The organism is Janibacter limosus NBRC 16128, from assembly GCF_001570985.1.
GTDB lineage: Bacteria > Actinomycetota > Actinomycetes > Actinomycetales > Dermatophilaceae > Janibacter > Janibacter limosus.
Genome location: NZ_BCSS01000007.1, coordinates 76,659 through 97,904 on the forward strand (window position 1 = coordinate 76,659; position 21,246 = coordinate 97,904).

A 21,246-nucleotide genomic window follows, 5' to 3' on the forward strand; every position below is an offset into this window, starting at 1 on the left:
CACCGACCTCACGGGTGGTGAGCGAAGCCGCGGCCGGCACCGCGGTCGCCTTGACGTCCGCGCGGTTCGGGTGTCATCTGGAGGGACGAGGAAGGAAGAGGGCGATGCCGGAGATCGAGGTCACGTCGCAGGACGACGGGGAGTACGCGGTACGCGTCGGCACCGACGAGGGGGCGGTGACGCTGGACCTGCTGCTCGGTGACGCCGAGTCATGCAGCGGGGGAGAGCTCAGTCCCGACGAGGGAACGGCCCTCGCGACGATCCGGTTCCTCCTGGAGCACCAAGGCGCCGAGGACCTGCCGCAGCTGGTCGACATCGAAGAGGTCGTGGCGGCCTACCCGGAGGCGGTCAGTCGGATCGCGTCCCTACGCACCTGATGGACGAGACGAGGAGGAGCGGATGAGTAGCAGCTACAAGGTGGGTGACCACGTCGGGTGGAACTCCGAGGCGGGCCAGGTGACCGGCACGATCACGAAGGTCCACACCAAGGACTTCGACTACAAGGGACACACGCACCGGGCCAGCAAGGACGACCCGCAGTACGAGATCAAGAGTGACAAGACCGACCATGTCGCCGCGCACAAGGGGTCGGCGCTGCACAAGGTCAGCTGAGGCCTGCCGGCCTGCCGTTCCCTGCCCGCGAACGTCTTGCCCATCGCGGTACCGGACGTGGCCGACTCGGCAGGATCGGCGAGGCAAAGGCCGCGCTATTGCTCACGCAGGGCGGTGCGAGGAGCCCAGGCGTCCAGGAAGTGCTCCGGCGTCAGCGGCAGTTCACGCACCCGCACGCCCGTGGCGTGGAAGGTGGCGTTGGCCACGGCGGCGGCTGCGCCCACGATCCCGATCTCGCCGATGCCGCGGGTGCCCATCGGGTTGAGGTGCTCGTCGACCTCGTCGAGCCAGATCGCGTCGACGTCGCAGACGTCGGCGTGGGACGCGATGTGGTACTCGGCGAAGTCGTGGTTGACGACGTGCCCCCACCGCTCGTCCATGACGCTGTGCTCGTGCAGGGCCATCGACAGGCCCATGACCATGCCGCCGGTGAGTTGCGAGTGGGCGGTGCGCGGGTTGACGATCCGGCCGACGGAGAAGACGCCGAGCATGCGCGGCACCCGCACCTCGCCGGTGCGCGCGTTGACCCGTACCTGGGCGAACTGCGCCCCGAAGGAGTGCGGGGCGAAGCGCTGCGTCACGTCGCTCTCCGGCAGGTCGGCCTCGGTCTGGGCCCACTCGGCCGGAAGCCGCCCGTGCTCGGCACGGAAGGCCCTGGCTGCCGCGACCACGGCCCCGCCCCACGAGGCGATGCCGCTGGACCCCCCTTCGACCGTGGCCTGCGGCAGGTCGCTGTCGCCGATCCGCAGGTCGATGTGCGCGACCGGGCACTCCAAGGCGTCGGCGGCGATCTGCGCCAGCGCGGTCCACGTGCCGGTGCCGATGTCGACCGCCCCGATCTCCACGGCATAACGGCCCAAGCCGTAGCGGATGCGGGCGGTGTTGCCCGGCATGCTCATCGCCGGGTAGGTGGAGGCGGCGACTCCGGTGCCAACCAGCCAGTCGCCCTCCCTGCGCTGGCGAGGCCGGGGGTCACGCTCCGCCCAGCCGAATCGAGCGGCGCCCTCGCGCAGGCAGCCCACGAGGTCGCGGTGGGTGAAGGGCAGCCCGGTCTCCGGGTCCGTCGCGGTGTCGTTGCGCACGCGCAGCTCGATCGGGTCCAGGTCGCAGGCGACCGCCAGCTCGTCCATCGCCACCTCCAGCGCGTGCATGCCGGGGCACTCGCCCGGGGCGCGCATCCAGAAGGGGACCGGCACGTCGAGAGTCGCGAGGCGGTGGCTGGTCCGGCGGTGCGGCGCGGCATAGACGGTGCGGGTCGGCACGGCGGTCTGCTCGGCGAACTCGTAGAGCCGGGCCGTCTGCTCGACCACCTCATGGCTGATCGCCTGCAACCGCCCGTCGCGGTCGGCGCCCAGACGCACGTGGTTGATCGTCGGCGTGCGGTACCCGACGAGGGTGAACATCTGCTGGCGGGTCAGGGCGAGCTTGACCGCCCGCCCGGGCAGGCGCATCGCGGCCATCGCGACGAGCACCTCGTGGGAGTGCGGCTTGCCCTTGGACCCGAAGCCACCACCGACGAAGGGGGTGACCACCCGCAGCTGCTCGGGCTCCAGACGCAGCAGCGGGGCGAGCGCGCTGTGCGCGGCGTGCACCCCCTGGACGGAGTCCCACAGGGTCAGGTGCTCCTCCTGCCAGAGCGCCACGGTCGTGTGCGGCTCCATCGGGTTGTTGTGCTCCATGGGCGTCGTGTACGTCTGGTCGACCTGCACCGCGCTGGACGCGAGCGCGGCGTCGACACCGCCGGTGTCGGTGTCGGTGGGAAAGCCCCCGTTGATCTCGTCGGGTCGGTACAGGTCCTCCCGGTCGGCGGACAGCCGGGCATCGGTCGGCTCCTCGTCGTAGGTGACGCGCACGAGCGCGGCGGCCTCCCGGGCGATCTCGGGGGTGCGCGCCACCACCGCGCCGATGAGCTGCCCGCGGAAGGCGACCTCGTCGTGCTGGAGGATGAGCATCTCGGTGTCCTCGCTCTCGGCGAGGCGCGGCGCGTCGTGCCGGGTGAGGGTCAGCAGGACCCCGTCGAGCTCGTCGGCCGCCGTGGTGTCGATCTCCACGACGCGTCCGCGCGCGATGCTCGCCTGCACGGGGTGGAGGTAGGCAGGGTCGGTCTGCCGGTGGTCGTAGGCATAGGGCGCCATGCCGGTGACCTTGGCCACGGCGTCCTGCCGGACCAGGGGCGTGCCCATCGAGTGTGCGGTCAGCATGTCGGTCATGACGTCTCCAGGGTGAGGTCGCGAAGGGTGGCGACCAGCGTGTGTCGCAGCAGGGGGATCTTGAACCCGTTGTCCTGCAACGCCCGTGCGTCGGCGAGCTCGGCCCGGGCAGCGCGCTCGAAGAGCGACTCGTCAGGCGCCATGCCGACGAGCATCTCCTCGGCGCGGCGGGCCCGCCACGGTGTGTGGGCGATGCCGCCGCAGGCGATGCGCAGGTCGGCGATCCTCCCTTCGCGCAGCTCCACGGCCGCGGCCACGGAGACGAGGGCGAAGGCGAAGGAGGCCCGCTCGCGCACCTTGCGATAGGTGGACCGCCGGGCGAAGGGGGCCGGCGGCAGGTCGACGGCGGTGATGAGCTCACCGGGCTCCAGGACGGTGTCCCGCTCGGGGTGCTCGCCGGGCAGGCGGTGCAGCTCGTCGATGGGGATGGTGCGCTCGCCGTCAGGTCCGTGGACGCTCACGACCGCGTCGAGCGCGAGGAGGCCGACGGCCATGTCGGAGGGGTGCACGGCCACGCAGGCGTCCGAGGCGCCGAGGATGGCGTGGTTGCGGGAGTGCCCCTCGATCGCCGAGCAGCCCGTGCCCGGCTCGCGCTTGTTGCACGGTGTGGTGACGTCCTGGAAGTAGGGGCAGCGGGTGCGCTGCAGGAGGTTGCCGCCGGTCGTCGCGAGGTTGCGCAGCTGTCCGGAGGCGCCGGCGAGCAGCGCCCGGGAGAGCACGGGGTAGCGCTCGCGGATGCGGCGGTCGGCCGCCAGGTCGCTGTTGCGCACCGCCGCGCCGATGCGCAGCCCGCCGTCGGGCAGGTCCTCGATCTCGGCCAGCGGCAGGCGGCTGACGTCGACGAGCAGGTCGGGCGTCTCGAGGCCCAGCCGCATGTGGTCGACGAGGTTGGTGCCGCCCCCGAGGTAGCGGGCGGTGGGGGAGCCGGCGGCCAGGGCGATCGCCTCGTCGACGTCGCCGGCGCGGCGGTAGTCGAAGGGCTTCATGACGAGGTCACCTGCCGTACGGCGGCGAGGATGTTGCCGTAGGCGCCGCAGCGGCAGAGGTTGCCGCTCATCCGCTCGCGGATCTCGTCGTCCTCGATGCCCGGGTCGGTGCCGATCTCGGCGGTGAGGTCGGCGGTGACGTGGCTCGGGTGGCCCGCGCGCAGCTCGTCGAGCATGCCGACGACGGAGCAGACCTGGCCGGGTGTGCAGAAGCCGCACTGGAAGGCGTCGTTCTCGCAGAACGCCTCCTGCACCGGATGGAGCTCCCCGTCGGTGACGAGCCCGACCGCGGTGGTGACCTCCGCGCCGTCCTGGGCGACGGCGAAGGTCAGGCAGCTCGTCGCCCGCCGCCCGTCGAGCAGCACGGTGCACGCACCGCACTGGCCGTGGTCGCAGCCCTTCTTGGGCGAGGTCACACCCAGGTGGTCGCGCAGCGCGTCGAGCAGGCTGGTGCGGGTGTCGACCGTGAGCGAGCGGCGCTCCCCGTCGACCACGAGGGTGATGTCGGCTTCCATGGCAGTCCTTGGGTCGCGGTCAGTGCGGGCCTTCCGTACCCGTCTGGCCGCCGGCCAACCGGTACCGTCCCACCATGTTCACCGGACTGAGCGCCTTCCCCCTGACCCCGATGGCCGATGACGCGGTGGACGAGCGAGCTTTCGCCGGGCTCGTCGAGCGACTCGCCGCGGCGGGCGTGGACTCGGTGACCGCACTCGGCTCGACCGGCTCCTACGCCTATCTCACCGCGCCGGAGCGGGCCCGGGTCGCCCGGCTCGCCGTCGAGCACGCCGGGTCCACTCCGGTCATCGTCGGGGTGGGGGCGCTGCGCACCTCGCACGTACTCGAGCACGTCGCCGGCGCCGAGGGCGCGGGGGCGAAGGGGGTGCTGCTCGCCCCGATGACCTACCAGCCGCTCACCGACGACGACGTCCTCGAGCTCTTCCGCACGGTCACCGAGAGCACCGACCTGCCGGTCGTCGTCTACGACAACCCGGGGACGACGCACTTCCGCTTCTCCACCGACCTCTACGGCCGTGTCGCTCAGCTGCCGGGCATCGCCTCGATCAAGATCCCCGGCGTGCCCGGTGATCCGGACGCGGCCCGGGAGCACGTGGCCGCGATCCGGTCCGTGGTCCCCGAGCACGTGACGATCGGGATCTCTGGTGACGGGATGGCCGCGGCGGGTCTCGTCGCAGGGTGCGACGCCTGGTACTCCGTCATCGGCGGCACCCTCCCGCAGCCGGCTCTCGAGATCACCCGTGCCGTGGGCGAAGGGAGGACCGCGGACGCACTCGCAGCATCGGACCGGTTGGAGCCGCTGTGGGACCTCTTCGCCGAGTACGGAGGGAGCCTGCGCGTCGTCGCGACCATCGCCGAGCACCTCGGCTTGGTCGCGCCGCGCTGCCTGCCGCTGCCGATCCAGGGTCTCGACGATGACCAGCGCGAGAAGGTCGTCGAGGTGGTGGCTCGGCTCGGGCTGGTGGCCTGAGCACGCTCCCCCCACCGTGGACGCGGGAATCGCTCGCGTGGGGTTGACGTCCGTGGGTCCGGGTAGTCGTCTGGGGGGTGCGTCCCTGCGCACGTGACGAGAGACAAGGAGAAGCCGATGAGCGCGACGTACGAGGTGGGGGACCACGTGGGGTGGAACTCCGAGGCCGGCCAAGTGACCGGCACGATCACCAAGGTTCACACGCGCGACTTCGACTACAAGGGGCACACGCGCCGAGCGAGCAAGGACGAGCCGCAGTACGAGATCACGAGCGACAAGACCGACCACGTCGCCGCGCACAAGGGGTCGGCTCTGCACAAGGTGGACTGAGCGCGCGCCTGCCGTTCCCTGCGCGCGAACGGCTCGTCGATCGCGGCACTGGGCGTGGTTGGCTCGCCAGGATCGGCGCGGCACGGGTCGCGCCCGACGGAGAGGGCGGGATCTCCCGTGTCTGACACCGCGAACCAGTCGGCCATCACCCGGATCGCGCGACGGCGCGTACTGCCAGGGCACGCCGGGCAGTACGAGGAGCTCGTCCGGGAGATGTTTGGCCTGATGCGCCGGCACCGCGGCTTCCTCGGTGCGGACCTCATCCCACCGGACGGCGAGGGTGGACAGCACCAGGTCGTGGTCCACTTCGCGTCGGAGGACGAGCTGGCCCACTGGGACGGCTCCGCCGAGCGAAGGGAGATCCTCGCCCGGATGCGTCCGCACGCGGAGGACGAGCCCGAGCATCGCCGCCTCAGTGCGATCGATGAGTGGTTCCTCGGTCCGGACGTGCCGAGCGGGACGAGGGTGCCGAGATGGAAGACGGCAGTCGTCACCTGGCTCGGCATCTGGCCGCTCGCCTCGATCGTGCTGTGGTTCCTCGCGCCCGTCTGGAAGGACCTCGGCCTGCCCTTCCTGGTCGCCACGGCGATCAACGTCGTCTTCATCGTGGGGGCGATGGTCTACCTCGTCTCGCCCGTGCTGACGAAGGCTCTGCGTGGGTTCCTCGTGCCCTCGAGGTGACCGACGCCCACGTGTGCCATGTTGGTCTGCATGGACGTCCTGCCGATGTTTCCCCTGGGGGCATCCCTGCTCCCCGGCAGCCCGCTGCCCCTGCAGGTCTTCGAGCCCCGGTACCTCGCGATGCTGCGGGACATCGCCGCCGGTGACGGGCGGTTTGGTGTGGTGCTGATCGAGCGTGGCTTCGAGGTCGGCGGGGGAGACCAGCGCTTCTCGATCGGCACCGTTGCCTCGGTCGAGCAGGTGAGCCCGATGGGGGACGGCCGCATCGGTCTGCTGGCGCGCGGTCGAGAACGCTTCGAGGTCGTGCGGTGGTTGGAGGACGATCCCTACCCGCGTGCCGAGGTACGACTTCTGCCGACCTGGTCTGGGATGACGAGCAGTCCTCGCAGCTGGAGGCCACGGAGCGCATCGTCAGGCGCGCGCTCGCGGTGATCAGCGAGTACCGCACCTCGCAGTGGCCAGCGGACGTCGAGCTGTCCGACGAGCCTGTGTCCAAGAGCTGGCAGCTGGCTGGGATCACCCCTCTGGGTGCCCTTGACCAACTGGCCGTCCTGCGCTCGTCCTCCGTTGGTGAGCTGCTGGAGCGCACCGCGCAGCTGACCACCGAGGCGGTGGATCTCCTGCCCCTGCAGTTGCCGGATGGTCCGGCCTGATGGGGGACTGGTCTTCGCTGAGGTCTTGAGCGACCGCGCGCCAGGTCCGCTCAGCGTCCACCCGGGTCGGCGAGGACCGACAACGGTCAGTTGCCGAAGTGGCCAGCAGGCGTCAGGAGGATGTCCCGCTGGCTCGCACCAGGGAGCTTCGTGTGCCGATCTCGGCACGGTCCTCGGGGTGGTCCCGATAGTGCTGGACCACGGCGCGAGCCTGCTCCGGCACCTCCGCGACCATCGCGTCGGTGATGTCGTCCCATGCGCGCCGCGCGTGGCCCGGCCAGTCAGCCAGTGACATCGCCTCGGGCCGGAGGGTCACCACGGCGACGCGTCCGTCGTCTGCGTGCGGGCGAAACCTCTTCACCTGGAGCCAGATGGCGATGGGGGAGAGACTCAGCAGCGCGCCGAGGGCGAAGGCGATCGGAGGGGTCATCCACCCCGACTTCCTGCTCGTGCCCGTCGATGTGAAATCACCATCGAGCATCTGTGCCCCGGCCATGACCATGATCAGGATCCCGAGTGCGGCGATCGCGAGCGACAGCAGTGCCAACCAACGGCTGAATCCAGGGCGTTCCGCGCTCGGAACGATGTACTTGAGCGCCCCGGCGTTCCTGGTCCAGCGGCCTTCGATTGTCACGACCTCCATCCAACCAGAGCGTCCGTGGGCATCGACAACTCACGGGACTGAACCGCCCGGCATGTCCGGAGACATGTCTCAAACGGTCTGCTCAGCGGAGTGTGGGGGCTGTGTGTCGAGCGCAGTAGGCCTCCCTCGAGTTCGGCTGGTGACATCTCGCCGCAGGGCTCATAGGGCGTGCGTTGGGACCAGCGCGGTGTCGTACAAATCGCCATTGGTCACCGAAGGGTGAGGGTGGACAGCACCAGGTTGTGGTGCACTTCGCGTCGGAGGATGACCTGGCCCGCTGGGTCGGCTCTGCCGAGTGGTACTCACAAGAGGGAGACCTCGACGTCTGGGAGATCTGCAGTCAGCACGCCTCGTCCTCGGAATGCTGCGCGTCACCCGCGATGGGCTGCCCGTGCGGGTCGAGGACTGCAGGTTGCCCGAGCAGGCGTGGTTCGAGGACCTCGTCGGCGAGGAGGAGTCGCTCGGCGAGTCCGCGTGAGCGCTCGAATGGCCCGCGCCGCCCGGTCTCAGTGTGCCGAGACGCCCAAGGTTGACTCGCGTGCCTGGAGGACCGGCTTCATGGGGCGCGACCGCACGTCCTGCCCGTCGACCCGGCTCAGCAGGGCGGATGTTGCGGTATGGCCCATCTCGAACATCCAATGGTCGAATCTTGTCAGCGGGACCGCCACATCCTCCTGTGCTCGCCCGGCTGCTCGTCGGGAGCCAAAGCGGGCCTGGGCTCCACGAGGGGGCGGACCTGCTCCTCACTCGGCGCGTGCAACTTGCCCTTCTCGGGGAAGTAGGCGTCGAGTCGCAGCAAACGGACTTGGGCGCGTTCTGCCGTGGCACCCAGCGAGAAGCCTGCCTTCCGCAAGAGCGTTGCGATGTCGGAATCCACACGAAACGCGGATTGGCTCTCGATGTTGATAGCCACGTGCATAGCCCCGTTGAGAAGGACGGCGCGTCGGGCGGCTTCGAAGCCGGCCTCGTGCGGATAGACGCTGTCGCCTGGGTCCACCGCTGGCCCGCCTGTCCCGAGTTGCTCGAAGGCGATCTCTTCACGTGTGCTCTTGGAGACTTCTGCTGAGGCAGTTCCTTGAGGCAATCTCCCTTTGAGGGCCAAGCGTGACAAGTCCCCGCGGAAGCTCCTGGTCACCACGGTGTGAGCGCCCAAGGTCTGAACGATGCGCAAGGCTTCATTGAACTTGTCCGTCATGACGAGGCTGTCGTACTGACCGTACGGCACCACGCGAGACTTGATACGAGGGTGACGGACGTAGACCACTTTGGAGATGGTTGGTTCGTTCCCGAAGGTGAACTCGTCCGCCCGTTCCAAGGGGAGTTGCTTCACCGAAGCGCCCTTTGCCTTGACCGGGTCGGTGTCGTAGAAAGAGATCAGTTGCATGGGTCCATCCCGCTCATTGGGTCGTTGACGTTGGTGGATGAGGGCAGTGCCGGCGGTTCCGCCTGAGGCTTACAGTTGATCGAAGTACGTGCGGATCCGGGATGCCATCAACTTACGTCTCGCTGCCAAGAACTCCGGGTAGTTGACTTCGGAGACATCGTGCAAATAGTTCGGCACAGCATTCTCGGCGAAGTTGGCAGACAGGTCATCCGCGTCAGTGATCTCGCCGAGGGTCAGTTGCTTCGTCGCGATCTGCTGCTCGAGTTCATCCACATATGTAGTGGGCGGTTTGTTCGAAATGCTGATGTTTATGGACGTCTCCGTGAGCGCAAAGTTGCCGACTTGGTTGTAGTCGCCTCGGTCTGGGTAGCCGTGCTTCTGTAGGTAGTCCTTGGGCACGATGTGGTGGATGTCGCCGGACTGCTGGTGCATAGAGGCCACAGTGATGGACTTAGACAGGAATCCCCGAGCGCCTGACCGAACTTGTGAAGCGAGGAACGTTTGGAAGTAGGGGCTCGTCGTGCTCGTGGTTTCTAGGGCGGCCGGCAGGGCAACGTCCCAGTACCCCTCCGTGAGTTCAGACTCTTCGATCTGCTTGAGGTACGCGGCTGCGCCTAGGACGCCGATCCGACGGATGTCTTGTTCCCAGGTGGATTCAAAACTGCCAGAGTGTCGCGCCGTGAGCATCGACATGACGAACCACCGGCGAACCACCCGCTTGCGTTCGCCTTCGCTCATCGCTTGATCCGCGCGTAGGCGAAGGTAGAGGGCATAGGCAAAGTTCAGTGCGTTCTTGGAGCCGATCATGCCAGGAGAGATGAATCCCGCAGACTTGATGGTCATGATGAAGTTCTCGTAGTTGTACTTGCGCACCATCGCGTCGAGCGCGGCTTCGAGCTTGTCGTAGGCGACTGGGATTCGTGCTTCGTCGACCTTCCTGGTCTCAGGGTCTCGTCCTGACAACTCGGACACAATGCTGGAAGCCTTACCGCGGCTGAAGCCGACCAGTCCGGCGACTCGAATCATGTCCCCATAGGCAGGGTCGTACAGATCCTCGGAGTCATCCTTGAGCCACGCGATCTTCGCGAGATGCTGGCTGCCGCGGAAGTCTGAGTCGTTGTCCCGGATGTCTTCGTATGCGTGGGGGGCGGTCGCCAAGTGGCAGAAGTAGTCGATCAGTTTTCGCAGGTTTCGCCCCCGGTCACCGTACGTGGCGATCTTGCTCATGGCGAAGTCGGCGCTGGACAGCGGAACTCCCTTGGAGTTGATCCTGATGAATATCTCAGAGACCGTCTCGACGTCGAGGTCGTCACTCAGCTGGATGATGCCAATCTGGGCGTTCTTCAGTTGCTCCAGGCGGGAAATGTTTGCCTCCACGCGGGAGCGGTCAACTTCAGGGTTGCTGTTGAAGTATTGGGTGTAGAAGGTGTACGTCGATGGGCTGTTGAACAAGTCGCTGATATCGGAGATCCACTCGGGGTCTCGGTCGATGACAGGGGTGAGGGTGTCAAACGCCTCGGTGATGGGATTGAAGGCGATCTTGATCCGCTTGCGCCGGTAACGCTTGTCGATGACATCCAATCCGGCCACGGCGGCACGAAGTGCGGTGATCCGCTGTTGGCCATCGATGAGGATTTGCTGATGAGCCGCAACCAGACCCCCCTTGAGGTGAGCCCCCACGGACTGCCAAGTGATGAGGTACCCGACGGGGTATCCCTTGTAGAGGGAGTCCATGAGATCGCGGACTTTGACTGTGTCCCACACGAAGGGTCGTTGGAGCTCAGGTATGGCGATTTGCTCGCTACGCACATCGGCAAGCAATTGACTCACGGCCGATTGGGTGACCTTGTATTTCGACACTGTGTCCCTTCCAACTCACGACAACTCCCGTCTGACCTTAACCTTGGGCCTCCGTCCGGGGTTGCCCTACGGCCCCGTCCTTCCAGACTCACCGGCGCTAGCAAGGCGAGGTCCACGCCGGAGGGCATCTCGGCTGGAAGGCAGGGCCTTGAAGATGACAGGCCGCCTTGGTTGCAATCGCCTCTGCGCCCGAGCGTTCCTCGCGATCTTGTCGCGTCGCCTCCCTCACCGCTTCGTCCAGTCGCTGCACCCACTTGACTCGAAGAACTTGTCGCCGGCGGCGATGGTGACCAGCGACTGGCCACTCGAGTTGTTGTTGTCGATGATGTTGTCCCACGCGTCACTGCCACTGAGTCGCGCCCAGTAGCAGTTCCCGCTTGAGGCAGGTGCTGATACGTACGTGCCAGGCTCGACGTCAACGCCAACGGCGAATGTCCCGTCACCGGGGATGGCGCTGGCAGGGGCGGGCGGCTCGGCAGTCACAGTCGCCGTCTTGGTCTTTGTGGACGTCTCCGGAGCGGCTGTGGTCGTCGTGGTCGCACCCGGGTCGGTGATTGTCGCGGTCGATGTGACGGTTGAAGTGGATGGCTTGTCGGAGGCCGAGGTCGTCTCGGAGCCGATGGCCACGACGGATGCGCCAAAGACGAAGGCGAAGAGCGCCGTAGCGGCGTACCCGGCCAGATGCAGCATGGTCTTCATTTCTGTCTCCTGTGAATTGAGAGATGGGTGCCGGTGGGTCGGACCTCGGGCCGCGACCCACCAGCGGCCGGAGTCAGGCGACGCCGGTGGTCTTGTCGGAGTCGGCAACGGACGTGAGCTTGTTACCGGCGAGGGCCGTCTGCGCCTGCAGGAGCAGACGGTTGAGGGTCGTCTGGAGCCCGTCTGCCTGAGTGGCGACCTTGTCGCTGGACTTGCGGATCTGGCCCGCCACCTTCTGGATCTCGTCCAGCCGGCCGAGTGCGTCCAGCGCCTCGTCGATGCGCTCCTTGGCCGTAGCGACCTCACCTCCTTCGTCGCGCGTGGTCGCGGCGAGGGAGGCTGCCCGAAGCAGGCAGAGCACGGTGTGCAGCAGTGACTGGTCGTCGGTCTCGGGGTCGAAGGCCATGATGATCCGGCGGCTGCCGATCGGCCGGACGCGATGGCCGTCGTTGTCCTCGACCGAGGGCACCAGGCCGAGAGATGCGGCGGCGCCTCGATTGCGCTCAGCCTCGTCGAGGTAGTCGGTCCACGACCGAGGCTTCCCCTGAGAGTTGGTCATCTCGACGACGACCTTGGAGCTCGATCCTGCGATGCTCAGGACGCCATCGCCCTTCTTGCAGTAGGGGATGGCACCGGTCGTCGTGCCGGTGGCGACGTACTCGTCGCCGAATCCGTTCACCAGTGCAGCGAGCACCGCTCCGGCGTTCTCCTCGTAGCTCGCACCCTTGATCGGGGTGACATTGGTGGCGGCCTTCGTGGCCGCTGCAGCAGCCTTTTGGACCTCAATGGCCTTGGTGAGCTCGCCGACCTTCGTCTTCAGGTCGTCGTTCTGTTTCGCGGACTGCTCGACGAGCTGGGCATGCCGCTTGTCGAAGGCCGCCATCTGCTTGGCGATGGGCGACGTCGGATCGTCCGGGTTCAGCGCCTTGGTCGCCTTCTCGAACATCGACGCCGTGTGCTCGTCGGTGCGCTTGGTCAGCTTCGTCGTGAACTCGTCGAGGACCGGCTGGAGGCGACCGATGAACTCAGGGTCGTCCCCACCAAAGAGGCGAGTCAGCTCTTCTCGCAGTTCCTTGCGGGCGGTCGTCACTGTGTCGCCGATGGCTTTCTTCGATGACTCGCTCGACTCCGCCAAGGATTTGCGAACTCCGCTGGTGGCCTTGTCCATCGCCTCGGCGGCGTCCTTCGTGACCTTCGCCGTCGACTCCGCAGCGCGGTGCGTGGCCTCGGTCGTCCGGGTTCCGACGTCGTGGATGAGCTGCTCCAGGTTGTACGTGTCCTGGGCTCCGCCCGCGGCGCTGATGGCCGTAGCGCCGACGGTGAGCGCCTGCAGGACGAAGGGGGAGAGGTCGCAGTCCTCGAGGGCGTCGGCCCGGACTGCCTGGCCGCGACTGCCGGTGGACCAGCGGAGCGCCTCCTGGGTGACGGCGGGGTGCTGCACGCTCAGCTTGGAGACGAGCAGAGCGGAGTGGGTCGGGTCAAAGGTGACCTTGGGGGACGTGGACTCGGTATTCATGACGTTCCTTTCGCTGAAGGGGTGTGGCGTGTTTCAAGCGTCGGGGCAAAGTTCCATGACGTGGTAGTTGATGCACTGATAAGGGGGCTTATCAGTGCTTGCTCTAGTCCTTGTCACCATCGGCATCTAGGTTGGGCCCATAGTTCGAGCCCTTATCGACAGTGCAGGAGGTGGAGCAGTGCCCGGAGAAATAACGGCGACCGACTTCATGTCGTTGGCCGACATCGCGTCGCTGGCCCACGTCCAACGTGCCGTCGTCTCCATGTGGAGGCGACGCCCTTCGGTCCGTGGCGAGCTCGTGCCCTTCCCGGAGCCGTTCGAGACCCGGGAGGGTCAGGAGTTCTTTGCCATGTCGGACGTGGTCGCCTGGCTCGAGACGACGGGACGGGGCAACAACTGTGATGTCCGCGCTGACGCTCTCGGACACGCGCGGCCCTTCGTGCTGCTGGACGACGCGGTGATGCTCACGGCTCTTGACGCCTTGCTGTGCTTGAAGGCGCGCACTGGACTCGATCTCGTGGAGCTACCTGCGGACGAGATCGTCACCCACGCGAGTGAGGCCGACCCCACAGACGACCACCTCGTCCGTGAGCTCGTGGCCGCCGGCGATGACCTGAGCACCCTCGCCGCATACGCGGAACGGCTGTCGGACTCGATGTGGGATGCGGCGTCGGCCCACCATCGGATCCGGACGCGGTGGACAACTCGTAGTGTCCGATCACGTGCGGAGTTGAGCGGGGGCGCTCTTGATCTTCTCGGTGAGATTGGGGCTGCGATCGCTTTGGACGTGGAAGGTGACATCGTCATTCACGATCCGCTGTCCTCGGACACCGACCTGGTGGACGCAGTCCTGACCCAACTGGGTGAAGGGGTGAGCGCCCACGTCCTCGTGTCGGGTGACTCCGTCGGGGCACGTGCAGCGCGCCGGCTCCATTGGACGCAAGGACGCACCGTGGTGGACGCGGCACCCGAGGGCATCTTGCCGCTCGTGGTCAGTCGCGTCCCGGTACCGGACGGTGCCAGTGATCCGGCCTCCGTGTTGAAGTCGGCTGATGACGTCCAGCTGGACCTCCGTGATCAGCAGCGTGCGCTGGTCGTCGGCCCTGCCTCCGTGATGTGTGACGCCCTCCGCGATGCGGAGCTCGACCAACAGCGCGACCACTTCATTCGGCTGGGGCGCCTTCGCTGCGCGCTGCGTCTGCCCCTTGGTCTAGTCGCAGATGGCTCTCGTCTGGTCCTCGGTCTGTGGGTCTTGGGCGGAGAGCCGGCCTCGGTTCGAGTCGAGGCCAGGCGGCTCGCGACCGCAGATCTCACGAATGAGGCCCCTCAACCCGATGTCGTCAACGACGTTGCTACCGACGTGGTCGCGTCGTTGACGGACTCGAGCCGGGCCACCCACGCTTTCCGATACGCGCGTCTGCACCTGACGTCTCTGTTGTTGGCGGGGTCAGGACCGATCGTTGCTCTCGGGTCTGGTCCGGACCGTGTGACCATGAGGTCGGGCGCTGCAGGCGTTGTCGGCGTGAGCCAGATGGCGGCCGAGCTCGAGGAGCAGGCGTGGCTGTCGCCGCTCGACGGTGTGACGTTGGAACCGGGCGAGGCCGCGGGGTCGGACGTCGGGATCTCCATCGACGCGGCCGAGCGGGGTGGACTGGTCAGCATCCACAGTGGATCGCGCATCGATGTCGCAGCTCCGGCGACCCTGTCCGGAGTGCGCATCGTCGATGCCCAGGCTGTCCATGACCCGGCTGGACCCCGACGTGGACTCGATCCGCTCGAGCTGGAGCAGTCGTGGCCTCGCGCGCGTCGGACCGAGCCGGGTGACGTCATCTTCTGCGCTTCACCACGGCCTGCTGCGGTCGTTGATCATGAGGGCTTCTCCGTCGTCGCATTTCCCGCCAGATTGCTCAGGTGCTCACCCGATCGGGGAATGGTGCCCGAGGCGGTGGCCCGCGCGATCAACGACCTGCCATCGCACTCGCCTCGCTGGCGTAACTGGCGCGTACCCCAGGTACCCGTCGACCAGGCCGCCATCTTGGGGACCGTATTACGGCAATTGGGATCCGACGAGATCCGCACCCGCGAGCGACTGTCACGCCTGTCGTCACTCGCGAAAGAACTTGCCCAAGGCGTTGCCGCGGGCGCACTGATACTCACTCCGAAGACCACCGAGGAAGGACCCTGACATGCCAACCAGGACCAAGAAGGACCCGAGCGCCCCATCGACGATGAAGGAGCTCAAGGACACGCTGTGGAAGGCCGCCGACAAGCTGCGTGGGTCGATGGATGCGTCGCAGTACAAGGACGTCATCCTCGGGCTGATCTTCCTCAAGTACGTGTCCGACGCCTACGAGGAGCGCCGCGAGGCGATCCGCACCGAGCTGTCGGGGCAGGGGATGGACGAGGAGCAGATCGGGATGCTCATCGATGATCCCGAGGAGTACCAGGGTTACGGCGTTTTCGTCGTGCCGCCGCGGGCACGGTGGACCTACCTCGCGCAGAACGCCAAGGGTCTGCCCGCAGCCGCGGGCGAGCCTCCCAAGAACATCGGGCAGCTCGTCGACGAGGCCATGGACTATGTCATGGGCAGCAACCCTCCGCTGGCCGGGACCCTCCCGCGGATCTTCAACCGGGACAACGTCGACCAGCGCCGGCTGGGGGAGCTGCTCGACCTCTTCAACAGTGCTCGCTTCTCTCGCCAGGGCGAAGGGAGGGCCCGTGACCTGCTCGGTGAGGTCTACGAGTACTTCCTCGAGAAGTTTGCCCGGGCCGAGGGCAAGCGGGGTGGCGAGTTCTACACGCCGGCGAGTGTCGTCAAGGTGCTCGTCGAGGTGCTCCAGCCGACGAGCGGCCGCGTCTACGACCCGTGCTGCGGGTCGGGCGGCATGTTTGTCCAGACGGAAAAGTTCGTCTACGAGCACGACGGCGACCCCAAGGACGTGTCGATCTACGGGCAGGAGCACAACGAGCGCACCTGGCGGATGGCGAAGATGAACCTCGCCATCCACGGCATCGGCAACAAGGGACTGGCCAACCGGTGGGGTGACACCTTTGTGCGGGATTACCACGCGGAGCTGTCGATGGACCACGTGATGGCCAACCCGCCCTTCAACATCAAGGACTGGCACCGCGCCGAGGAGGACCCGCGTTGGGTCTATGGGGTGCCGCCGAAGACCAACGCCAACTACGCGTGGATCCAGCACATCCTGTCCAAGCTCGCGCCGGGTGGTCAGGCCGGAGTGGTCATGGCCAACGGGTCGATGTCCTCCAACAGCGGTGGCGAAGGGGAGATCCGCGCCCGGATCGTCGAGGCCGACATGGTCTCGTGCATGGTCGCGCTGCCGACCCAGCTCTTCCGGTCGACGGGGATCCCGGTGTGCGTGTGGTTCTTCGCCAAGGACAAGAGCGCTGGGACGAAGGGAGCGACCGACCGGACTGGTGAAGTGCTCTTCATCGATGCGCGGGAACTCGGGTACATGGTGGACCGCGCGGAGCGGTCGCTCGCGCCCGAGGACATTGCTCGTATAGCCGATGCCTTCCACGCCTGGCAGGGCTCGGCCTCTGCTGCGGAGAAGGGGCTGGAGTACGAGGACGTGCCCGGGTTCTGCGCGACGAAGACGCTGGCTGAGATCAAGGCGACCGACTACGCGCTGACGCCGGGGCGGTATGTCGGGGCGCCCGAGATCGAAGACGACGATGAGCCGGTCGACCAGAAGATCGAGCGGCTGACGACGGAGTTGTTCGAGCAGCTCGACGAGTCGGCACGACTGGAGCAGGTTGTGCGCGAACAGGTGGGGAGGCTGTCATGAATGAGAAAATGACGATTCCGTTGCCGGACCTCCTAGAATTCATCGTTGATAACAGGGGGCGGTCGTGCCCGACAACCGATTCGGGCTTCCCCCTCATCGCAACCAATTGCATCAAGGACGATCAGCGCTTTCCTGTTTGGGAGAACGTGCGTTATGTCGACGACGCCACTCGGGAGACGTGGTTTCGGGCGCACCCCCAACCCAAGGACATCATCTTCGTTTGCAAGGGGTCACCAGGTCGCGTCGCGATGGTGCCTGACCCAGTGCCCTTTTGTATCGCGCAGGACATGGTCGCCTTACGAGCAGATCCCACGAAGGTGCAACCTGAGTATTTGTATTACATCCTCACCTCTCTCGAAGTGAGGAGGCAGATTGCCAACATGCATGTCGGAACGATGATCCCCCACTTTAAGAAGGGGGACTTTCACAGGTTGCACCTCGAGGTGCACCGGGACGTTGCCGAGCAACGGGCGATCGCGGAGGTGCTGGGGGCACTCGACGACAAGATCGCCGCCAACAAGTCTGTCGAGGCTGCGAGCGATGAACTGGTGAGGGCCATGTACGCACAGTCGGTACGTCATGACGCGGAGGAGCGTCCCCTGTTCGACGTGTTCTACGTCGACTTTGGGGAGGCGTTCAAGGGCGCGTCCTTCACTGACCCCGGAGTAGGCCGACCTCTCATCCGCATTCGTGACCTGAAGACCTTCCGCTCGCAGATATGGACCTCTGAAAAGCGGCCTCGTGAGACGGTGGTCCGACCAGGGGACGTTGTCGTTGGCATGGACGCAGAGTTCCGAGCGACATGGTGGTTGGGTGACGATGGACTGCTCAATCAGCGGGTCTGCCGAGTGCGTGCACGGGACTCCACATCCGCCCTCGTGGCGGAAGCCCTTCGAGCGCCCTTGGCGAGGATTGAGCGGTCCAAGAGTGCTACCACGGTGATCCACCTCAACAAGAGCGATCTGCAGCAGGCCAAGGTCCTGATGCCGGCCGAGGCCAACAGGATCTTTTTCGAGGCGAAGGCGCAGCCAGTGGTTGATCATCGCGTCTCGCTCGCGCGTCAACGGGGTCATCTTGCACGGATGCGCGATGCATTGCTCCCCCTCCTAATGTCGGGCAAGGTCACCGTCAGGGACGCAGAGTCAGTCGTCGAGGGGGTCGTGTGATGGTCCAGGTGGGCAACTTCAGCGAGGACGCGTGGGAGCAGCTAGCGCTCGAGGCGCTGTCGGAGCAGGAGTGGCAGCCCCAGCACGGCACGGCGATCGCGCCGGGCTCGGGGGAGCGGGCCACGTGGGAGGACCCGGTCATCCCTTCGCGTCTGATGGCCGCGCTCACCCGACTCAACCCGAGCGTGCCTACCGAGTACCTGCAGCAGGCGATGGCCGACATCCTTGCGCCGAGGTCGCAGGACGCGATCACCGAGAACCACCGCTTCCACGGCTGGCTCGTTGACGGCTATCGCGGAGTGAGCTACCTCGACAGCGATGGCCAGGAGCAGAACCCGACGATCCGCCTGGTCGGTGCGCAGGTGGAGGACAACGAGTATCTGGCCGTCAACCAGGTGACCGTCCGCTCGGGTGAGGTCGAGCGGCGATTCGATGTCGTGCTCTACCTCAACGGTCTACCAGTGGCTGTGCTCGAGCTCAAGCAGGCCGGCGCAGCCCATGTCGACGTCACTGCCGCCCACGCCCAGCTGACGACCTACGTCCGCGAGCTGCCGATGGCCTTCCGCAGCGTGGTCGTGACGGTCGCCAGTGATGGGATCTCGGCGCGGTACGGCACCCCCTTCACCCCGCTCAACCACTACTCGCCGTGGAATGTCGATGACGACGGCGCACCCATCACCCCCGGCGTTCAGCACGAGGACAGCCACTACGGCACTGGGCTGGAGCACCTCATCGACGGGGTCTTCAACCCGATACGGTTCCTGCAGCTGATGCGGGACTTCACCGCCTTCGACTCCGATCCGGACGCCGGGCTGCTCAAACGCATCGCCAAGCCGCACCAGTACTTCGCGGTGAGCAAAGCCGTCGGCGCCACCGTCCAGGCCGTGCAGAGCAATGGCAAGGCCGGTGTCGTGTGGCACACACAGGGCTCGGGCAAGTCGATGGAGATGGAGCTCTACGCCAACCGGGTGATGCGCCACCCGAAGCTGCTCAATCCGACGATCGTCGTCGTCACCGACCGCACCGAGCTCGACGGCCAGCTCTTCGAGACCTTCCAGCGCAGCGAGCTCCTGCCGGAGAAGCCCGTGCAGGTCACTCGCCGTGCGCAGCTACGCGAGGAACTCGCCGGTCGCGTCACCGGGGGCATCTACTTCACGACCCTGCAGAAGTTCGGGCTGAGCAAGGCCGAGCGCGACGCCGGCGCCGATCACCCGATGCTGTCCGACCGGTCAAATGTCATCGTCATCGTCGACGAGGCACACCGCAGCCACTACGACGATCTGGACGGGTACGCCCGCCACCTCAAGGACGCACTGCCCAAGGCGACGCTCATCGCCTTCACCGGCACCCCGATCTCCTTCAGCGACCGCAACACCCGCGATGTCTTCGGCGACTACATCGACATCTACGACCTCTCGCGTGCCGTCGAGGACGGCGCGACCGTCCCCGTCTTCTTCGAACCGCGACTGATCAAGGTCGGCCTGGCTGAGGGTGTCTCCGAGGACGACATCGACACGGCTGCCGACGAGGCCGCTGTCGGGCTCGACCTGGCAGAGCGGGAGCGGATCGAAAAGTCGGTGGCCGTCATCAACGCCGTCTACGGCGCGCCCGCGCGCCTCAAGGCGCTGGCCGCCGACATCGTCGAGCACTGGGAAAATCGCCGCTCCCAGATGACCAAGGCCATCGGAGCGCCCGGCAAGGCGATGATCGTCGGAGGAACCCGCGAGATCTGCGCCAACCTCTACGACGAGATCATCTCCCTTCGCCCGGACTGGCACTCCGGAGACCTGGAGTCGGGGAAGATCAAGGTCGTCTACTCCGGCAACGCCACCGACCAGCCGCCGGTCGCTGACCACGTGCGCCGCGACTCGGACAACAAGGTCATCAAGCAGCGTCTGCGTGAGGTCGACGACGAGCTGGAGATCGTCATCGTCAAGGACATGATGCTCACCGGGTACGACTCGCCGCCGCTGCACACCCTCTACCTCGATCGGCCGCTCAAGGGCGCGCTGCTCATGCAGACGCTCGCGCGGGTCAACCGCACCTACCGCGGCAAGGAGGACGGCCTGCTCGTCGCGTACGCGCCGCTGGCTGAGAACCTCAACAAGGCTCTCGCGGAGTACAGCGCCAGCGACCAGGCCGCCAAGCCGATGGGACGCAATATCGACGAGGCCGTGGCGCTGGCCGAGACCCTCGTCGCCCAGATCGCTCAGGTGTGCTCCGGGTACAGCTGGAAGGCCACGCTCGACGGCGGACCGACCTCGTGGCTCAAGGCTGCTGTCGCGATGACCAACCACCTGCGCAACCCTGCCACTCCAGGCAATCACGACGTGCCCGAAGGGGAGGAGAGCCTGGGTGACCGGTTCCGCAAGCTGAGCGCGCAACTGTCGCGCGCCTGGGCGATCGCCTCTGGCTCGCAGACGCTGGACCACCTGCGTCCGGATGTGCGCTTCTACGAGGAAGTGCGCGTCTACATGGGCAAGTTCGACGCGACGGAGCGACAGGCCCGTGGCGAACCCGTTCCGGACGACATCCAACGCCTACTCAGCCGGCTCGTGGCCGAGTCGACGGTCTCCGGTGAGATCATCGACATCTACGAGGCGGCCGGCCTGCCGAAGCCGAGCCTGGCTGACCTGGGGCCGGACTTCGTCGAGCAGGCGACGTCCGCGACCAACCCGCACCTGGCCATCGAAGCACTGCGCGCCACCCTGACCGAGGAATCGACGAAGGTGTCGCGGCACAACCTCGTGCGGCAGCGTGCCTTCTCCGAGCGGCTCACCGAGCTGATGAACAAGTACACCAACCAGCAGCTGACCTCCGCCGAGGTCATCGCCGAGCTCATCGACATGGCCAAGGACATCGCTCATGAGGCCAAGCGTGGAGAGGGGTTCGATCCGGCCCTGGGCGAGGACGAGTTGGCCTTCTTCGACGCTGTCTCGCAGAACGACTCCGCGGTGGAGCTCATGGGGGACGACATCTTGGCCACAATCGCCCGCGAGCTCGTGGCCGTCATGCAGCGCGATATCAAGACGGACTGGACCTCCCGTGACGATGTCCGGGCTAAGTTGCGCTCCTCGATCAAGCGACTTCTGGTTGTGCACAAGTACCCGCCGGACAAGCAGGCCGAGGCGATCCGGCTTGTCATCGAGCAGATGGAGGCGATGGCGCCGAGGTATGTCGCGCGGTAATGATAAGTCTCGATAAACAGCGC

Annotated in this window: 19 protein-coding genes; 11 read left to right on the forward strand and 8 right to left on the reverse strand. The window is 66.5% G+C overall.

Annotated features, from left to right (window positions below; genetic code table 11):
* Positions 1–104 precede the first annotated feature (104 nt).
* Together JLI01S_RS04055 and JLI01S_RS04060 are read left to right on the forward strand one after the other, a co-directional pair.
* Positions 105–377, forward strand: a complete 273-nt coding sequence (locus tag JLI01S_RS04055) for a hypothetical protein (RefSeq protein WP_068260382.1) — start codon at positions 105–107, stop codon at positions 375–377.
* A gap of 22 nt (positions 378–399) precedes the next feature.
* Positions 400–612 carry a hypervirulence associated TUDOR domain-containing protein gene (locus JLI01S_RS04060; RefSeq protein ID WP_068260386.1) on the forward strand — a complete coding sequence of 71 codons (213 nt, stop codon included), beginning with the start codon at positions 400–402 and terminating at the stop codon, positions 610–612.
* 95 nt (positions 613–707) lie between these two features.
* On the opposite strand, the gene JLI01S_RS04065 is transcribed toward JLI01S_RS04060, so the two are convergent.
* Genes JLI01S_RS04065 through JLI01S_RS04075 form a run of 3 tightly spaced genes read right to left on the reverse strand, consistent with a single transcriptional unit; the run spans position 708 to position 4,323 of the window.
* A complete protein-coding gene (locus JLI01S_RS04065) occupies positions 708–2,822 on the reverse strand; it encodes a xanthine dehydrogenase family protein molybdopterin-binding subunit (protein WP_068260389.1) in 2,115 nt (704 codons plus the stop codon).
* Positions 2,819–3,808 carry an FAD binding domain-containing protein gene (locus tag JLI01S_RS04070; protein WP_068260391.1) on the reverse strand — a complete coding sequence of 330 codons (990 nt, stop codon included), beginning with the start codon at positions 3,806–3,808 and terminating at the stop codon, positions 2,819–2,821. Before JLI01S_RS04070 ends, JLI01S_RS04065 begins: the two co-directional genes overlap by 4 nt.
* Positions 3,805–4,323 carry a 2Fe-2S iron-sulfur cluster-binding protein gene (locus JLI01S_RS04075; protein WP_068260394.1) on the reverse strand — a complete coding sequence of 173 codons (519 nt, stop codon included), beginning with the start codon at positions 4,321–4,323 and terminating at the stop codon, positions 3,805–3,807. The genes JLI01S_RS04070 and JLI01S_RS04075 overlap by 4 nt, the downstream gene beginning before the upstream one ends.
* 74 nt (positions 4,324–4,397) lie before the next feature.
* Between JLI01S_RS04075 and JLI01S_RS04080 the strand changes: the two genes are divergently transcribed.
* The 5 genes from JLI01S_RS04080 (at position 4,398) to JLI01S_RS16595 (ending at position 6,958) form a co-directional block, all read left to right on the forward strand.
* A complete protein-coding gene (locus JLI01S_RS04080) occupies positions 4,398–5,294 on the forward strand; it encodes a dihydrodipicolinate synthase family protein (protein WP_068260397.1) in 897 nt (298 codons plus the stop codon).
* Between the two features lie 117 nt (positions 5,295–5,411).
* A complete protein-coding gene (locus JLI01S_RS04085) occupies positions 5,412–5,624 on the forward strand; it encodes a hypervirulence associated TUDOR domain-containing protein (protein ID WP_068260400.1) in 213 nt (70 codons plus the stop codon).
* 117 nt (positions 5,625–5,741) lie between these two features.
* Positions 5,742–6,305, forward strand: coding sequence for an antibiotic biosynthesis monooxygenase (locus JLI01S_RS04090; RefSeq protein WP_068260403.1), 564 nt, complete (start codon positions 5,742–5,744; stop codon positions 6,303–6,305).
* A 30-nt stretch (positions 6,306–6,335) separates the two neighbouring features.
* On the forward strand, positions 6,336–6,737 hold the full coding sequence (locus JLI01S_RS16590) for an LON peptidase substrate-binding domain-containing protein (protein WP_218005455.1): 402 nt from the start codon (positions 6,336–6,338) through the stop codon (positions 6,735–6,737).
* A complete protein-coding gene (locus JLI01S_RS16595; protein ID WP_084349192.1) occupies positions 6,734–6,958 on the forward strand; it encodes a hypothetical protein in 225 nt (74 codons plus the stop codon). Before JLI01S_RS16590 ends, JLI01S_RS16595 begins: the two co-directional genes overlap by 4 nt.
* A 112-nt stretch (positions 6,959–7,070) precedes the next feature.
* Here JLI01S_RS16595 and JLI01S_RS04100 read toward each other — a convergent pair whose 3' ends face one another.
* From JLI01S_RS04100 to JLI01S_RS04120, 5 genes are all read right to left on the reverse strand, one after another.
* The gene (locus JLI01S_RS04100) at positions 7,071–7,592 is read right to left on the reverse strand and encodes a hypothetical protein (RefSeq protein WP_169797283.1); all 522 of its coding nucleotides are present in this window, start codon (positions 7,590–7,592) and stop codon (positions 7,071–7,073) included.
* Between the two features lie 661 nt (positions 7,593–8,253).
* Positions 8,254–8,985: a hypothetical protein gene (locus JLI01S_RS04105; RefSeq protein ID WP_068260409.1), complete on the reverse strand. Its 732-nt coding sequence runs from the start codon at positions 8,983–8,985 to the stop codon at positions 8,254–8,256.
* Positions 8,986–9,054: 69 nt separating this feature from the next.
* Positions 9,055–10,845, reverse strand: coding sequence for a GmrSD restriction endonuclease domain-containing protein (locus JLI01S_RS04110; RefSeq protein ID WP_068260412.1), 1,791 nt, complete (start codon positions 10,843–10,845; stop codon positions 9,055–9,057).
* A gap of 225 nt (positions 10,846–11,070) precedes the next feature.
* On the reverse strand, positions 11,071–11,544 hold the full coding sequence (locus JLI01S_RS04115) for an Rv1352/Rv1906c domain-containing protein (RefSeq protein ID WP_068260415.1): 474 nt from the start codon (positions 11,542–11,544) through the stop codon (positions 11,071–11,073).
* 73 nt (positions 11,545–11,617) lie between these two features.
* Entirely contained in the window at positions 11,618–13,060 is a 1,443-nt protein-coding gene (locus JLI01S_RS04120) for a hypothetical protein (RefSeq protein WP_068260418.1), read from the reverse strand.
* Between the two features lie 178 nt (positions 13,061–13,238).
* Here JLI01S_RS04120 and JLI01S_RS04125 point away from each other — a divergent pair, with 178 nt between their 5' ends.
* The 4 genes from JLI01S_RS04125 to JLI01S_RS04140 are packed head-to-tail and all read left to right on the forward strand — an operon-like array spanning position 13,239 to position 21,223.
* Positions 13,239–15,245 (forward strand): hypothetical protein, encoded by a 2,007-nt coding sequence (locus JLI01S_RS04125; RefSeq protein ID WP_068260421.1) that lies wholly within the window; start codon positions 13,239–13,241, stop codon positions 15,243–15,245.
* Between the two features lies 1 nt (position 15,246).
* Positions 15,247–16,869, forward strand: coding sequence for a class I SAM-dependent DNA methyltransferase (locus JLI01S_RS04130; RefSeq protein ID WP_068260424.1), 1,623 nt, complete (start codon positions 15,247–15,249; stop codon positions 16,867–16,869).
* Positions 16,866–18,035 (forward strand): restriction endonuclease subunit S, encoded by a 1,170-nt coding sequence (locus JLI01S_RS04135; RefSeq protein WP_084349193.1) that lies wholly within the window; start codon positions 16,866–16,868, stop codon positions 18,033–18,035. Before JLI01S_RS04130 ends, JLI01S_RS04135 begins: the two co-directional genes overlap by 4 nt.
* Positions 18,035–21,223, forward strand: a complete 3,189-nt coding sequence (locus tag JLI01S_RS04140; RefSeq protein WP_068260431.1) for a type I restriction endonuclease subunit R — start codon at positions 18,035–18,037, stop codon at positions 21,221–21,223. Before JLI01S_RS04135 ends, JLI01S_RS04140 begins: the two co-directional genes overlap by 1 nt.
* Positions 21,224–21,246: the final 23 nt, after the last annotated feature.